Origin of the sequence: Nocardia sp. NPDC019395 (assembly GCF_040632335.1) — a bacterium.
Taxonomy (GTDB): domain Bacteria; phylum Actinomycetota; class Actinomycetes; order Mycobacteriales; family Mycobacteriaceae; genus Nocardia.
Window position 1 is genome coordinate 68,755 of record NZ_JBEYBT010000013.1, and the last position, 14,949, is coordinate 83,703.

12 protein-coding genes are annotated in these 14,949 nt (G+C 67.8%); 7 read left to right on the top strand and 5 right to left on the bottom strand.

The genetic code is table 11. The annotated features are described in order from the left end of the window. Positions 1-16: 16 nt before the first annotated feature. Together ABZ827_RS23910 and ABZ827_RS23915 are read right to left on the bottom strand one after the other, a co-directional pair. A complete protein-coding gene (locus ABZ827_RS23910) occupies positions 17-1,303 on the bottom strand; it encodes a PQQ-binding-like beta-propeller repeat protein (RefSeq protein ID WP_357240552.1) in 1,287 nt (428 codons plus the stop codon). Positions 1,304-1,501: 198 nt separating this feature from the next. Continuing rightward, entirely contained in the window at positions 1,502-3,268 is a 1,767-nt protein-coding gene (locus ABZ827_RS23915; RefSeq protein ID WP_357240724.1) for a DEAD/DEAH box helicase, read from the bottom strand. Between the two features lie 1,083 nt (positions 3,269-4,351). Here ABZ827_RS23915 and ABZ827_RS23920 point away from each other — a divergent pair. The 3 genes from ABZ827_RS23920 to ABZ827_RS23930 all read left to right on the top strand — a co-directional run bounded on the left by ABZ827_RS23920 (position 4,352) and on the right by ABZ827_RS23930 (position 6,583). Continuing rightward, the gene (locus tag ABZ827_RS23920; RefSeq protein ID WP_357240556.1) at positions 4,352-5,488 is read left to right on the top strand and encodes an alpha/beta fold hydrolase; all 1,137 of its coding nucleotides are present in this window, start codon (positions 4,352-4,354) and stop codon (positions 5,486-5,488) included. Positions 5,489-5,529: 41 nt separating this feature from the next. Further along, positions 5,530-6,231: a ferritin-like fold-containing protein gene (locus ABZ827_RS23925; protein WP_357240559.1), complete on the top strand. Its 702-nt coding sequence runs from the start codon at positions 5,530-5,532 to the stop codon at positions 6,229-6,231. A 124-nt stretch (positions 6,232-6,355) separates the two neighbouring features. After that, positions 6,356-6,583 (top strand): DUF3107 domain-containing protein, encoded by a 228-nt coding sequence (locus ABZ827_RS23930; protein ID WP_357240727.1) that lies wholly within the window; start codon positions 6,356-6,358, stop codon positions 6,581-6,583. Between the two features lie 53 nt (positions 6,584-6,636). On the opposite strand, the gene ABZ827_RS23935 is transcribed toward ABZ827_RS23930, so the two are convergent. Further along, complete coding sequence (locus ABZ827_RS23935; RefSeq protein WP_357240561.1) at positions 6,637-7,293, bottom strand: TetR/AcrR family transcriptional regulator; 657 nt, start codon at positions 7,291-7,293, stop codon at positions 6,637-6,639. A 229-nt stretch (positions 7,294-7,522) separates the two neighbouring features. Between ABZ827_RS23935 and ABZ827_RS23940 the strand changes: the two genes are divergently transcribed. The 3 genes from ABZ827_RS23940 to ABZ827_RS23950 all read left to right on the top strand — a co-directional run bounded on the left by ABZ827_RS23940 (position 7,523) and on the right by ABZ827_RS23950 (position 10,991). After that, on the top strand, positions 7,523-8,590 hold the full coding sequence (locus ABZ827_RS23940) for a DUF3152 domain-containing protein (RefSeq protein ID WP_357240564.1): 1,068 nt from the start codon (positions 7,523-7,525) through the stop codon (positions 8,588-8,590). Between the two features lie 242 nt (positions 8,591-8,832). After that, the gene (gene moeZ / locus ABZ827_RS23945) at positions 8,833-10,014 is read left to right on the top strand and encodes an adenylyltransferase/sulfurtransferase MoeZ (RefSeq protein ID WP_357240567.1); all 1,182 of its coding nucleotides are present in this window, start codon (positions 8,833-8,835) and stop codon (positions 10,012-10,014) included. Positions 10,015-10,136: 122 nt separating this feature from the next. Next, the gene (locus ABZ827_RS23950; RefSeq protein WP_357240570.1) at positions 10,137-10,991 is read left to right on the top strand and encodes a TIGR02569 family protein; all 855 of its coding nucleotides are present in this window, start codon (positions 10,137-10,139) and stop codon (positions 10,989-10,991) included. 64 nt (positions 10,992-11,055) lie between these two features. On the opposite strand, the gene ABZ827_RS23955 is transcribed toward ABZ827_RS23950, so the two are convergent. Beyond that, positions 11,056-12,546 carry an MFS transporter gene (locus ABZ827_RS23955; protein ID WP_357240573.1) on the bottom strand — a complete coding sequence of 497 codons (1,491 nt, stop codon included), beginning with the start codon at positions 12,544-12,546 and terminating at the stop codon, positions 11,056-11,058. A gap of 204 nt (positions 12,547-12,750) precedes the next feature. Further along, complete coding sequence (locus ABZ827_RS23960) at positions 12,751-13,419, bottom strand: FadR/GntR family transcriptional regulator (RefSeq protein WP_357240576.1); 669 nt, start codon at positions 13,417-13,419, stop codon at positions 12,751-12,753. Between the two features lie 170 nt (positions 13,420-13,589). Between ABZ827_RS23960 and ABZ827_RS23965 the strand changes: the two genes are divergently transcribed. Continuing rightward, on the top strand, positions 13,590-14,744 hold the full coding sequence (locus tag ABZ827_RS23965) for an MFS transporter (RefSeq protein WP_357240730.1): 1,155 nt from the start codon (positions 13,590-13,592) through the stop codon (positions 14,742-14,744). Positions 14,745-14,949 lie beyond the last annotated feature (205 nt).

Genomic DNA, 14,949 nt, shown 5'->3' on the forward strand with positions numbered 1-14,949 from the left:
TACCGACAAAAACGTTTCACCGCAGTGGTTTTGCCGGTCGGCCGGTATCGGCCTCACCCGTATCGGCGGCATCGGGGTCGCCCAGCGCGACGAGTTGGCCGTCGCGCTGTTCGAACACCGTATTGCCCAGGACCGCGAGGGAGATCGGGCCGCCGCCATAACCCGGCCGATCCACCGGAATCCGGGCTACCTCGGCACCGTCGGCCGGATCGAGGGCCGCGATCGCGCCGGGGACGGGGATCAGCAGCCGGTCGGCCATGAGCGCCGGTGTGCCGAGCGCGTCGGCCGCGGTCCACAACGGTTCGAAAGTTCCGGCCTGCAGTGCGATTACGCTGTTCCCGGTGAATACCAGGACTGCCGAACCGATCCGTGTGGCGGTACTGGTTTCGTCGAGTGGAGCCGAGAGTTCCTGCACCACAATCGGAGTGCCCTTGGCATCGAATATCGTCAGGCGCGGGGCGGCCGGATCGGGTCCGGCGGTGCCGGGTTGATAGACCGCGATCCTGTTGTCGGATACCGCGACAACACGCGCATCGGGCGAATCCGCCCCCGGCCCCTCCAGAATCCGTGAGCCGTACTCCTCCGGCACATTGTCGTCCTTCGGTGCCGGGGCCAGGACGGTGAGCCGATTCGACGGATCGTCCGGACACCGTTCGAGTACCACCAGCCGGGACGGGCTGGAGGCGGCCGAGCGCAGGTCGCAACCCTGACGCGGCTGGGTCTTCCAGTTCTCTTTGGCGTCCACGTAACCGTATTCGAGGGTGCGGACGAGGTCCGAGCGCCAAACCTCCAGCCGCCGCGGCCCCTGCGCCACCACGTAGGTGCCGTCCACGGAGAGCCGGACCTGATCGTCCATATAGCTGCTGCGCGCGGTCCGGCGGCGGCCGTCGGCAGCGGAGATCATGGTGGTCTCGCTGCAGCCGCGATCACTGCGATAGACCGCGATCACCATCCCGAACTGCGCCTCGACGCCGCACAGCGGCAGATCGCGGGTGTATCGCCACACCTGTGCACCGGTCCGCAGATCGTGCCCGGTGACCGTGCCGCCTTCCCCGGTGACGGCCACACCCTCGGAGGTGAGCGCACGGGTGGTGGCGGTATCGGGCGCGCGCCATAGTTCCTGCAGTTCGCCGGGGAGTTCTCCGGCCGCCACCGGGGGCCCGGCCGGCCGGTCGGCGACAACCGATTCGGTACCGGCGGCATCGCTGCTCACCCATGCCACCACCACCGCGATCACCACGACGACAGCGATCGCGGCAGCGGTGATGACATCGGCGCGCGTTCGCCGCTCTGGTGCGAGCACGTACGCGAGCTTAATGGGTGCTTCGGGACAGCCCATTCGCAGCCCGCGCACGTCCGGACCGGATACGGCGGCACACCTGACGGATGTCGCCGATGTATCCGGCCGGCGAACGACGGCCGCGTGCGGCGGAACCGGTACTGATACGGACCGGGCCGGCGGTCCGATGACCGCCGGCCCGGGACCGGTTCTCGCCGCGGATCAATCCTGCGGTGTGCTGCCGTTCGACGCGGCCTGCGCCGTGCGGACCGAATCGTCCGCGGCGCCGTCGGCCGATGCCTCGCCGCCGGTCGCGTCCTGCGCGGCCGGTTTCCGGCGGCGCCTGCGCCGGGCCGGTTTATCGGCGCTCTCGGCGCCGGCGGGCTCGGCTGTTTCGGTATCGCCGGCCTCGGCGGTATCGCCGCTCGGAATATCGTCGCCCGCCGCGGAGCGACGCCGGCGCCGCCGTCGGCGGGCAGGGGCGTCGGTCTGACCGGATTCGGTGCCGGAACTCGCCGAGCTGCCGGTATCGCCGGCGTCGGATTCGCCGGTGCCTGTCGCACTGCTGGAATCGGTTGTGGCCGTGCCCGCGTCGACCGACTGGCCGCCGCGGGTGCGCTTCCGGTTGCGCTTGCGCGGCGCCCGCGCGGGGCGTTCGACCACCACGGCATCCGGTTCGCGCTCCGGTTTCCGCGCGCCCACGGTACCCGTGACACCCTCGGGGATCCCGAGATCGGAGAACAGATGCGGTGACCGCGAATACGTCTCCACCGGTTCCGGGATGCCCAGCCCGAGCGCGGCGTCGATCGCGCCCCAGCGGGTGAGTTCGTCCCAATCGATCAGAGTGACGGCGACACCGGTCCGGCCGGCCCGGCCGGTGCGGCCGATGCGGTGCACATAGGTTTTCTCGTCCTCGGGGCACTGATAGTTGACGACATGGGTCACATCGTCGATATCGATACCGCGCGCGGCGACATCGGTGGCCACCAGGACATCGATGGTGCCCTTGCGGAATTTCGCCAATGCCTTCTCGCGGGCGATCTGCCCGAGATCACCGTGCACGGCGCCGACCGCGAATCCGCGTTCACCGAGTTCGTCGGCGACCTTCTGGGCGGTGCGTTTGGTGCGGGTGAAGATCATCGTGGCACCGCGGCCCTCGGCCTGCAGTATCCGCGCGATCAATTCGCCTTTGTCGAGAGCGTGTGCCCGGTAGACGAATTGGGCCGTCCGATCGTGGACCGCCGAATCGTGGGGTTCCTCGGCCCGGATATGCGTCGGCCGGGTCAGGAATGTACGGGCCAGGGTGATGATCGGGCCCGGCATGGTCGCCGAGAACAGCATGGTCTGCCGTTTATCGGGCACCATGCCGAGAATGCGTTCGATATCCGGGAGAAAGCCCAGATCGAGCATTTCGTCGGCCTCGTCGAGGACCAGGACGCCCACCTTGCCCAGGATCAGATGCTGCTGATCGGCCAGGTCCAGCAAACGTCCGGGTGTCCCCACCACGACATCCACGCCTTCGCGCAGGGCCGCGATCTGCGATTCGTACGGGCGGCCACCGTAGATCGAGGTCACCCGCAAGGGGCCCCGGTCGCTGGTGACGTATTTCGCCGCGTTCTCGAGATCCTTGGTCACCTGCAGGCACAATTCGCGCGTCGGCACGATGACCAGGGCGCGGGGAGTGCCGTCCAGCGGGCTGGTACCGGATTCGATCGTGCTGATCCGGTGCAGCAGCGGAACCCCGAACCCGAAGGTTTTACCCATGCCGGTCCGGGCCTGGCCGATGAGATCTTCACCGGCCAAGGCCAGCGGCAGGGTGAGTTCCTGGATTGCGAAAGTACGTTCGATACCGATCTCACCCAATGCGCGGACAATTTCGTCACGCACACCCAATTCGGTGAAAGTCGGTGCGGTATGTCCGGCGTCCAGCTCGGCTGTCAGCAGCGTTTCCGCCAGACCCGGTTCCGGTTCGACTGTGATCTTGCTCAGGTTCGTGCCTTCCCTCGTATCGCGCTACACGCGCACGAGGCGTGGGGCGGACCGGCCGGTCCGCGACGACCACGGATCCGCCCTGCGATATTCACCCGGGCCGCCGCCGGATGTCGGCAGATGCCCGCGATCGGGCAGCGAAGCTCGGACATCGGCGCAGCGCATCGGTGATGCGGATCTGGTGCGCGCACATTTTCCGTGGACCCCGCGGAATTCCGCTCCACCGCTCGGCGCACCCGCGGTGCGCGACTCTCGGCGCTGCCGATTCCAACGGATCGGCCGAATTCTTCGGATGTCCGCTAGCGATTGTAGCTGGGCTTTTCGGTGCCCTGGTCCGCGGAGGGGTGCTGTGTTATTTGGCGCGCCTCCGGCGCGCGGGGTTTCGGCCCCCCTCGGGCCCTGCTTTCAGCACTCGAGACTCGCGGCTTCGCCGCATCCGCTTCGAGCGCTGAAAGCAGGGCCGGGCCAAAACCTCCAAGGGCTTCGTAAGACTCGGCACCACCGCTGGGCACGTTCGATCGGGGCGAGGCACGGTGTCTCCGCGCCACCACTGGGCGTGTTCAACCGGCGTTATGGAACTTTCAAGGGCCCCTGAACTCGACACCGCCGCTCGGCGTGTCCCTACCTCGTCGGACGGCCACCATTCCGGGGCGGGGCCCGCCCGGTTCTGGAGCGACAGAGCGAAGGAGCGCAGCGACTGAGCGCCGGAGTGAAGAACCGGGCTACCCGGGGCCCCGCCCTCGAGCCGCGGAGCGGCTCCAAAATTACAGCCCGCCCCTTCACGGATGGTGCACTCCGGGAGCACTGTGAGCACGTGGTGCACTCCGGGAGCACGGTGAGCACGTGGTGCACCCCGAGACCACGGTGAGCACGTGGTGCACCCCGAGACCACGGTGAGCACGTGGTGCACCCCGAGACCACGGTGAGCGCACGATTCACGCCGCTCACACGGTTAACAGGGCCCCGCCACCGCGACGCCGGTGGCTGCCGCCGTAGACACAGCGCAGCGACCCGCCCAGAGTGGAGACACAGGGTTGACCGGCCCCCGACCAGCGCCCCCGGTAGCCACGCGATAATCGGATCGTGAGTATCGCAGATCGAGGTATTGCCCTGGCGGATCGTGCCGTGCGTGTGGTCGATCCCGAGGGCGCACTGACTCGGGCCGTCGAGCTGGCCGCGCGTAACGCGTGGGCGCTGACATTCGGTGACGGTGTCGAGGGTCCCCGGCCCACACCCGCGACCGTGCTGTGGGACGAACCGCATCGTCAGTTGCGGCGGTACGAGCCCGCCCCGGTCGCCGGTCGAGACCGTTCGAATCCCGCTGTCCTGCTGGTCCCGCCGCTGGCCGCGCCGGCCAGCTGCTTCGATCTGCGGCCCGGTCAGAGCCTGGCCGAGTTCCTGCTCGAGACCGGGCGCGCGCCCTACGTCATCGACTACGGCGAGATCACCTACGCCGACCGCGGGATGGGGTTCGAGGACTGGGTGCACGACATCATCCCGGAAGCCATCCGGCGTACCGCCGCCGATCGGGTCGGCGGCGACGGGGAACCGCAGGTGGATCTCGTCGGCTGGTCGCTGGGCGGCACGATGGCGCTGCTGGCGGCCGCCGCCGACACCGGCCTGCCGATCCGGTCCATCACCGCGATCGGGTCGCCGCTGGACTACAACGCGATGCCCGGGACACCGCAGCTGGCCGCGCTCGCCCGGCGTACCGGCACCGGCGCCGCCGTGGGTGCTGTACTCGGCGCGGTAGGTGGTGTTCCCGCGCCGCTGACCCAGCTCGCGTATCGGATCACCGCCTGGGATCGGGAGGTCAAGCGGCCCTGGTTCGTGGCGGGGAATCTGGCGCGCACCGAATCGCTGGCGCGGATGGAGGCGATCGACCGGTTCATGGCGGATATGCCGGGCTATCCCGGGCGGACGTATCAGCAGCTGTGGAACCGGCTGGTGCTCCGCAACGAGATCGGCCGCGGGGAGGTCCGCTTCGGGTCCGAGCGGATCCGCCTTGCCGATATCACGGCGCCGGTGCTGCTGGTCGGTGGGCCGTCGGATGTGATCACCCCGGCCCGCGCGGTCGAACGTGGCCTGCACACTCTCACCGGTGCCCGATCGGTGCGTTACGAGACCGCGCCCGGCGGTCATCTGGCGATCCTGACCGGCGCCACCGCCCGCGATACCACCTGGGCCTACCTCGACAAGTTCCTCACCACACCGGCGTGACCCCGGTCGCCGGTATTCGGCAGGTACTACGCTGGAGTTCCATGGGAGCACAGTCACCCGCCGCGCCGGGTGTTACGCCGAACGAGCCGGCCACGTCCGCGATTCCCGCCGAGCATGCGGGTGTCACCGATCTGTTCGCGGTACTGGCCTACGGCGAGATATCCGCGTTCTACCGGCTCAGCGAGGAGGCGGCGTTATCGCCGACGCTGCGCGGAAAGGTCGCGGTGGCCCGGATGGCGGCCGCGGAACTCGCGCACTTCGAACGACTCGAATCGGCGCTCACCGAACGCGGTGCGGATGTGTACACGGCGATGGCCCCGTTCACTCGGGCGCTGGATGACTACCATCGCTCCACGGACCCGTCGACCTGGCTGGAATCGATGGTGAAGTTCCACGTCGGCGATGGGATCGCGGCGGATTTCTACCGTGAGATCGCGGGGGCGCTGAGTCCGGAGGTCGCGGCCGTGGTGCGGGATGTGCTGGCGCAGACGGGGCATTCGGAGTTCGTGATCGAGGAGGTCCGGGGGGCGGTGGCGGCGAGCCGCTCGGAACGTGACCGTCTGACTCTCTGGGGCCGGCGTCTGCTGGGTGAGGCGATCACGCAGGCTCAGTATGTGATGGCGCAGCGTGATGAATTGACGGAACTGGTTCTCGCGGCGACGGGGGATCTGAACGGGATCGCGACGCTTTTCGACCGGATGCAGGCGGCGCATGCCGAGCGGATGGCGGTGCTGGGGCTTTAGCGGACGCGCCGGGTTGGTGGAGGTGGCTTGTTCACTGAGGGCGCAGCCGGGGGTGTACCGGCCTGATCGGGGGCTCAACTAACCTTGCGGGGACAGCACAGGACTCTAGGTTCGGAGGTTGGCCGTGGAGGTCAAGATCGGTATTTCGGATAGCCCGCGTGAACTCGTGATCGCCAGCTCGCAGACCCCGGACGAGGTCGAGGCTCTGGTGTCCGAGGCGCTGGGTGCCACGAGCGGGGTCCTCGCTCTCGCCGACGAGAAGGGGCGGAAGTACCTGATCCAGGCCACGAAGGTCGCCTATGTGGAGATCGGGGCCGTCACCGGTGGCAAGGTCGGATTCGCCGCGGTCTGAGGCCGGGGTCCGGAAACTTCGAAGCCCCCGCCGATCGGCGGGGGCTTCGTGCGTTACGGCATCGGATGAAGTGGGACGTGCTTGAGGCCGCCCCAGGCCAGCGCGACCGTGGTGTCGACGGCTTCGTCCTTGGGGATGGGGCGGTCGGCCTCGAGCCAGTACCGGGCGGTGAACTGGCTGGCGCCCACCAGGCCCACGGCGAGGATCCGGGCCCGGTAGGGGTCCAGCCCGGAATCGTGGGCGACCAGGTCGTACACGGCGTCTACGCAGGCTTCGGTGGCTTGTTCGACGCGGCGCTGCACCTGGGGTTCGTTGGTGAGATCGGATTCGAAAACGAGGCGGAAACCCTGCATCTCGTTGTCCACGAAATCGTAGTAGGCGGCGACGGCCGCGCGGACCCGCTGTTTGTTGTCGGTGGTGGAGCGCAGCGCTTGGCGCACACTCGAGACCAGCATGTCGACATAGTTCTGCAGGACAGCCAGATACAGTTCGAGTTTGCTGGTGAAGTGCTGGTAGAGCACCGGTTTGCTGACGCCGGCGCATTGGGAGATCTCGTCCATTCCGGCGGCGTGGTAGCCGCGGAGCACGAAAACTTCGCTGGCGGCGATCAGCAGCTGCTGACGTCTTTCGTCACGTGGAAGCCGGGTGCCACGTTTGGGGGCGGTGCCGGACGAGGAGCGCGACGTCATCCGGTCCACGAGGTCGGTCATATTCGGATCTCCCAGTCGATTCCCCGGCAAAGGGGTGTGTACCGGGTCTTTCGAGCACCATACTCGCTCACAGTGCTGTTGCCGACCCGGGTCGCGGAACCCGGTACCGGCCGGGATCGGCGCGGTGTGCTGCGAACACCCCGCCGATCGGTCCGGACCAAAGCCCCCGCGGCTACCTCGACCACCGCCGTTGACCCCGGTACAGAGGGCCTGTGAGAGTGTGGACCCCGTGACCGACCGACCGGACCGATCCTCCGGCGGCGGGCGCGACGCGCACCGCCCCCACGATCCAGACCTCGCGGTCGCCGAGCCCACCGAGGCCGAGGCCGGGTCCGCGGTCGCGCGGGTGGACGAGTCCCGGCAGCCGCTGCGCGCGCAGTGGGATCCCACCGCGTCACCGTCACGTGGCGCCGGCGCCGGCTCGGGCAACGGCGGATGGACGCGTCTGCGGCGTTTCGCCGCACGCTACGGCTGGCGCGCGTACGCGCTTCCGTTATTGCTGGCGCTCACCGCCTTCGTAGTGGTCGACGCCGTCCGTGCCGGGCCGGGGACGCATGCCGATCCCGCGGATCCGGCACTGGGCGCGCTGGGGACGCCGCCGGCGAGCGCCGGAGTTATCGGCGCTCCGCCGGGTGACGGGCATTTCCCCGAGGATCTGCCCATCGGTGCCTTGCCCGAGGGCGGGAAATTCACCGAAGCCGGTAAAGGTGACTGGCGGATCGTCCCCGGCAGCTCGGCGCGGGTCGGTGCGGGTGAGCAGTACACCTTCACCTATACGGTCGAAATCGAGAACGGTATCGACACCCGGGCGTTCGGTGGTGACGATTCCGTGGCCCAGCTGGTCGAATCCACCCTCGGTAACCCGAAGAGCTGGGTGCACGACCGCAAGTTCGCGTTCCAGCGCATCGACCGCGGGGTCCCGGATTTCCGTATCTCGCTCACCGCGCGGGATACCACCCGCACGGCCTGCGGTTTCGATATCCCGATCGATTCCTCCTGCTACAACTCCGATCAGACCCGGGTGGTGCTGTCGGAGGCGCGCTGGGTGCGCGGGGCGCCGGCGTTCGACGGCGATATCGGTTCCTACCGTCAGTACCAGATCAATCACGAGGTGGGTCACGCCATCGGCTATCACGCGCATCAGCCGTGTGAGAGCGAAGGAGGGCTGGCGCCGGTGATGATGCAGCAGACCTTCGGTACGGCGAACAACGAGATCGCCTCCCTCGACCCGTTCGGAGTGGTGCCGATGGACGGTAAGACCTGCCGCTTCAACCCCTGGCCGTATCCGCGCGGCTGAACCCGGGACAGAACGGCGGCCGAACCCGGGCGCGGGGCGGCGGCTGAGCCCGGGCGCGGGGCGGCGGCTGAGCCCGGGCGCGGGGCGCCCGCGAGCCGCGGGAAGAATGCTCGGCGCGGCCGCGTTGTACCCGGAACCGACGTCGATGCGACCGGCCGCCGCATCGGCTACGGGCCACCGCCCATACAGCCGCACCAGCGCACACACCGCCACCCGGCTATCGATACGAGGAGTTCGCAGACGTGTCATCACCGAAGTCCCTGCCCCCGCTTGTGGAGCCCGCGGCGGAGCTGACCAAGGACGAGGTCGCCCGGTACAGTCGCCACCTGATCATTCCCGATCTCGGGATGGACGGGCAGAAACGGCTGAAGAACGCGAAGGTGCTCGTGATCGGTGCGGGCGGCCTCGGTTCGCCTGCCCTGCTGTATCTCGCTGCCGCCGGGGTGGGGACGCTGGGCATCGTCGAATTCGACGAAGTCGATGCCTCGAATCTGCAGCGGCAGGTCATCCACGGTGAATCCGATATCGGCCGGCCCAAGGCCGATAGTGCCCGCGATTCGATTCTGGAGATCAATTCCGGGATCGACGTGCGCCTGCACAAGATCCGGCTGGAACCGGAGAACGCGGTGGAGTTGTTCCGCGAATACGACCTGATCGTCGACGGCACGGACAACTTCGCCACCCGCTACCTCGTGAACGATGCCGCCGTGCTGGCCGGTAAGCCGTACGTATGGGGCTCGATCTACCGGTTCGAAGGGCAGGTCTCGGTGTTCTGGGAGGACGCCCCGGACGATCGCGGGATCAACTATCGCGATCTGTACCCGGAGGCCCCGCCGCCGGGGATGGTGCCGTCGTGCGCCGAGGGCGGTGTGCTCGGGGTGCTGTGCGCTTCCATCGGCTCGGTCATGGTCACCGAGGCGATCAAACTGATCACCGGTATGGGTGACCCGCTGCTGGGGCGGCTCATGGTGTACGACGCACTCGATATGAGCTACCGGACGATCAAACTGCGCCGCGATCCGGCCCGCCAGCCGATCACCGAGTTGATCGATTACGAGGCATTCTGCGGTGTGGTGTCGGAAGAGGGCCAGGCCGCGGCGGCCGGGTCGACGATCACCGCCCGGGAACTCAAGGACATGCTCGACGCCGGCGATGTGGAACTGATCGATGTGCGCGAACCCGTGGAGTGGGACATCGTGCATATCGAGGGCGCCACGCTGATCCCCAAGGATCGGATCCTCTCCGGTGAGGCGCTGTCCGAACTGCCGCAGAACCGCAAGATCGTGCTGCACTGCAAGACCGGGGTGCGTTCGGCCGAAGCGCTGGCCGCGCTCAAACGCGCCGGATTCGCCGACGCGACCCACCTGCAAGGTGGCGTTATCGCTTGGGCCCATCAGGTGGATCCCTCCCTGCCGGTGTACTGAGCCGGGGAACGGGGAGGCGGTGGAGCCTCCCCGTTCGGACGTGCCGGGTCGGCGTGTCGCGGCCCGGCTACGGCACGGTGTGGCGCACTGTAGCGGCTCGGCCCCGGGAGTACGGTACGGCCGTGACCACCACAGTCGAACCCCCCGAGCATGTGCGGGCCACATTCGGTCTGCGCGAAATGAGCCCGGTCGCCCTCGGTGATTGGGAGGGCGGCTGGCGCCTCGGTGATGTGGTGCTCAGTCCCGTCGCCGATCACGCCCGGGCGGCGTGGTCGGCGAAGACCCGGGAAAGCCTGCGAGTGGACGGTTTGCGCCTGGCCCGGCCGGTGCGGGCCACCGACGGACGGTATGTGGTGTCGGGCTGGCGCTGCGATACCTATATGACCGGGTCGCCGGAGCCCCGGCACGACGAGGTGGTCTCGGTATCGCTGCGGCTGCACAAGGCGACCGCGACCCTGGACCGGCCCCGGTTCCTGTCCCAGCCGCCGGTGACACCGTGGCTGGACGTGGACGTTTTCGTGGCCGCGGACCGGGCGGCGTGGGAGGCGGTGCCGCTGCGGACGCTGCGGGCGGCGGGCGCGGTGATGGAGAACTCCCCGGACGGCCGGCACAGTCTCGAACTGATCGGACAGCTCGCCACGCTGCGCAGAACGGTCCATACGCCGGCGCAACTCGTGCACGGGGATCTCTTCGGCACCGTGTTGTTCGCGGGCGCGCAGACTCCGGCGCTCACCGATATCACCCCGTACTGGCGGCCGCCGGCGTGGGCAGCGGGGGTGATCGTGGTGGATGCGCTGTCGTGGGGCGGTGCCGACGAAGGTCTGCTGGAACGGTGGGCCGATCTGCCCGAATGGCCGCAGATGCTGTTGCGCGCGGTGATCTTCCGGCTGGCGGTGCATGTGCTGCATCCCCGGTCGACCCCGGAGGCGCTACCGGGGTTGGTGCGTACCGCCGATATGGTGCGATTCATGGTGTGACCGGGGATATCGCGAGAGCCGGCCGGTATCCGACCGGCCGGCTCGCGCGTGCGGCTGCGCCGTGTCACACGTTGGCGTAGGCCAGGGAGGGAACCCGGGCCGCGGCGAAGGACGTGCGGCGGTAGAACCACCAGGTGACTCCGGCCATCACCAGGAACGCCCCGGCATAGGCCCAGAAGGCCGGTTCCATGCTGCCGAAGTTGGTGTTGGACAGGCGCAGTGCCTGCTGCAGGACGAATCCACCGAACGCCCCGACCGCTCCGATGACCCCGATCGCCGCACCGGCCTGCCGTTTCGCCGACGCGGCCGATTCGGCGTGATCCATTCCGTGCTCGGCCGCGTACTTCTTGGCCTCGGCACTGAAGATGGACGGGATCATCCGATACGTGGAGCCGTTCCCGATACCGGTGAGCACGAACAGGACCAGGAAGGCCAGCAGGTACAGCGGGAAACTCTGCATCTCCAGTGCGGCCATGATCAGGGCCACGGAGACCGCCATACCGGCGAACACCGCGATGGTGATCTTCGCGCCGCCGCCCAGTTTGTCCGAGAGCCAGCCACCGAAGGGCCGGGAGAACGATCCGACGAACGCGCCGAGGAACGCGAGGTTACCGATGGTGCTGATCCAGCCGATATTCGCCAGGTCGGGGAAATTGGCCTTGATGAGGGTCGGGAACGCGAACGAGAAGCCGATGAACGACCCGAACGTGCCGATGTACAGGAAGGCCATCACCCAGGTGTGCCGGTTGGTCAGGGCGAGTTTGTAGGAGCGGCCGTCGGATTTCGCGGTGGCCAGACTGTCCATATAGCGCAGTGCGGCGAACATGGCCGCCAGGATGAACGGCACCCAGATCAGTACCGACAGCGTGATGCCGAACCGGTATCCGGCCGCGTCCTTCGCGGTCAGATGGGTGCCCAGGGTGATCAGCAGCGGCAGCAGCAGCTGGGTCTGGGCCACGCCGAGGTTGCCGCCGGCGGCGTTGATGCCGAGCGCCGCGCCCTTCTTGCCGTCCGGGAAGAAGAACGAGATATTGGCCATCGACGAGGAGAAGTTGCCGCCGCCGAACCCGGACAGTGCGGCCAGCAGTACGAAAACCCACATCGGGGTCGCGGGCTGGTTGATGAAGAACACCAGCCCGAGGGTGGGGATCAGCAGCATGCCCGCACTGAACGCGGTGAAGGCGCGCCCGCCGAAGCGTGGGATGGCGAAGGTGTAGGGGATCCGCAGAGTCGAACCGACAAGTGTCGGAATGGAAGTCAGCAGCAGGGCATTGCTCACCGCCACCGGGTTACCGCTGCCCAGACCGTCCAGGAAGGAGAACCCGGCGGCACCCATACTCGTGACGACGCTGGCCCAGATGACCCAGATACTGAATCCCAGGTTCTCCGCGAATACCGAGAAGGTCAGGTTCTTGCGGGCGGTACGGTCGGCGCCGGATTCCCAGAACCGCTCGTTGTCGGGTTCCCACCGCTCGATCCAGCGCCCGCGCCGCTGGTGGGTGAAAGATGTTGCTGTATCGGGTGATTGATGGCCGGTGTCGACAATCGCGGTCATCGGCGCCCCTCTCGTCATGGCTCGACATCCCGCCGGAACCGGGGTGCCCGGCCTGGGCGGCCGGGCGGTCGAGTGCGGTGTTGTGACGTGAGAAAACGCTAGAAGCCGGGTGTTTCAACCGAATAGCGCGCAATGACGATCGGCGCAAATCCCGCTCACGGGCGCGGAATATCCGGGTGATTGCTACGTAACGTCGCTGGAACTTCAGCGGTCGGGATAGTCGGCCAGCAGGGCGTCGAGGAAACAGCGGGTGGTCTTGGCCGCGCGTTCGGCGTCACCGTCGGTGATGGCCTGCACCAGTTCGCTGTGCTCGGCGCTGTACCAGTCCTCGATCCGGGCGGTACGCGATCGGATCGAGGATTCGATAGTGCCGAGAACGGAATCGTAGAACTCCAGATAGACCGCGTTATGGCTGGCGACCACGATCGCGCGGTGCAGTTGCACATCGGCTTCGATAGCGGCCGCGCGATCGATATGCCACAGCCGGTTGCGTTCCTCGAGCAGCTGCTTCATCGCGGCGATATCGGATTCGTCGCGGCGGTGGGCCGCCAGCGCGGCCGCGGTGGCTTCCAGGCCGTGGCGTAATTCCAGGACATCGCGTTCGGCGGCCTCGCCGAAGTACTTGGCAAGGGTGCTGCCGACCTCGGAAGTGGCGATGACATAGGTACCCGAACCCTGGCGCCGTTCCAGCATGCCGGCGTGTACCAGGGCCTGGACGGCCTCGCGTAGCGTATTGCGGCCGGTACCGGTCAGTTCGGCGAGTTCGGGTTCGGTGGGGATCCGCGTGCCGATCGGCCAGCGTCCCGAGCGGATATCGTCTTTCAGTTGCTCGGTGACCTGGGCGATGAGGCTGGTGCGGCGTACGCTTTGCACGTCGACAGAGTACCGCCCGTCACAACTCCCTTGTCCCACTCATAGGGTCATCCTATGATTTCTCGGTGACTGCAGCGCTGCCCGAGGCCACCCGTCCGGCCGACCCGTTCACCACGGGCCGGCGTCGCACCCTTATCGAGGGTCGCCTCCTGGTACTGGCAGCCATCATCATGTCCGCGCTCGTCCTCCGGGTCGCCGTCACCGCCTTCACTCCGCTGGCCGAGGAAATCGGCGAACATATCGGTTACTCCACGGCGGTCGTCGGTGTGTTCGGCATGATCCCGACCCTGATGTTCTCGGTGACCGGCCTGCTGACGCCCCTGCTGGTGCGACGGCTCGGCCTGGAGTGGACCGTGCTGGCCGCGATGACCGCGGCGGGCCTGGGCATGCTCGCTCGCGTGCTGGTCTCGGGAACCACCGAACTACTGCTGTTCTCCGCGCTCGCCCTCGGCGGGATGGGTATCGGCAATATCGTGGTCCCGCCGCTGGTCAAGCGGTACTTCCCCGATCGGGTCGCCACAGTGAGCGCGCTCTACATCACCATGGTGCAGATCGGCACCGTCCTGCCCGCCCTGGTGGCCGTTCCGCTCGCCGAGGCGCACGGATGGCGGGTCTCGCTGGGAGTGTGGGCGCTGCTCGGTTTCGCCGCCGCCGTACCGTGGATCGGCGTCATACGCGGCCGGCGTGGACACGATAAGGCGGATACGACCGGACTACCCGCGGCGTCCGGACCGGCGCCCAAGCTGTGGCGCTCGCCGCTGGCCTGGGGAATGTCGGCCATGTTCGGTATGACCTCGTTGACCACCTACTCCGTGTTCACCTGGCTGCCGACGATCCTGTCCGACGCGGGTGCGGACGCCGCCTTCGGCGGTTCGATGGTCGCGCTGTTCGCGCTCATGGGCCTGATCGCGGCGCTGACGGCGCCGACCGTCGCGGCCCGCCTGGCCAATCCTTTCCCGGTGGCCGTGGGTTGCGCGGTGTGCTTCCTCGTGGCCTTCGCCGGCCTGCTGGTCGCGCCGATGAGCGCGCCGGTGCTGTGGGTGGTCATCCTCGGCCTGGGCCCCAGCACCTTCCCGATGGCGCTCACCCTGATCAATCTGCGGACCCGGACCGCCGCCGGTTCGGCCGCGCTGTCGGGGTTCACGCAGGGCGTCGGTTACGCGCTGGCCTGTATCGGACCCCTGGTGTTCGGGATGCTGCACACCGTGACCGGTGGTTGGACGGCACCGTTCGCACTGCTCGGTGTCTCGGTGGTGGTGTTGCTGATCGGGGCATGGCAGGCGTGTAAACCGCGACTGCTGGAGGACAGCCCCGCCGTGTCCTGAATCGTTGCGGCCGGGGCCCGGTGCCGGCGCGGATTCTCTCCCCGAGTTGCGCGTGGGAGTGACGCCGGTCATCATTTCCGCAGCCCCTCACCGCGCCGATCGGCGAAAATGGGCATTTCTTGACGCTCGGAAACGCTTCTGTGACACCGAGTTAACAAGTGCCGGTTTCTCACCTGTGCGATTCGGACCGCGTGAGAAACCGTTG

Bases quoted from the DNA above. Each gene is read 5' to 3' on its own strand.
- ABZ827_RS23925 (WP_357240559.1), top strand. From the start codon at position 5,530: ATGGGAGCACAGTCACCCGCCGCGCCGGGTGTTACGCCGAACGAGCCG.
- ABZ827_RS23935 (WP_357240561.1), bottom strand. From the start codon at position 7,293: ATGACCGACCTCGTGGACCGGATGACGTCGCGCTCCTCGTCCGGCACC.
- ABZ827_RS23955 (WP_357240573.1), bottom strand. From the start codon at position 12,546: ATGACCGCGATTGTCGACACCGGCCATCAATCACCCGATACAGCAACA.
- ABZ827_RS23965 (WP_357240730.1), top strand. From the start codon at position 13,590: ATGTCCGCGCTCGTCCTCCGGGTCGCCGTCACCGCCTTCACTCCGCTG.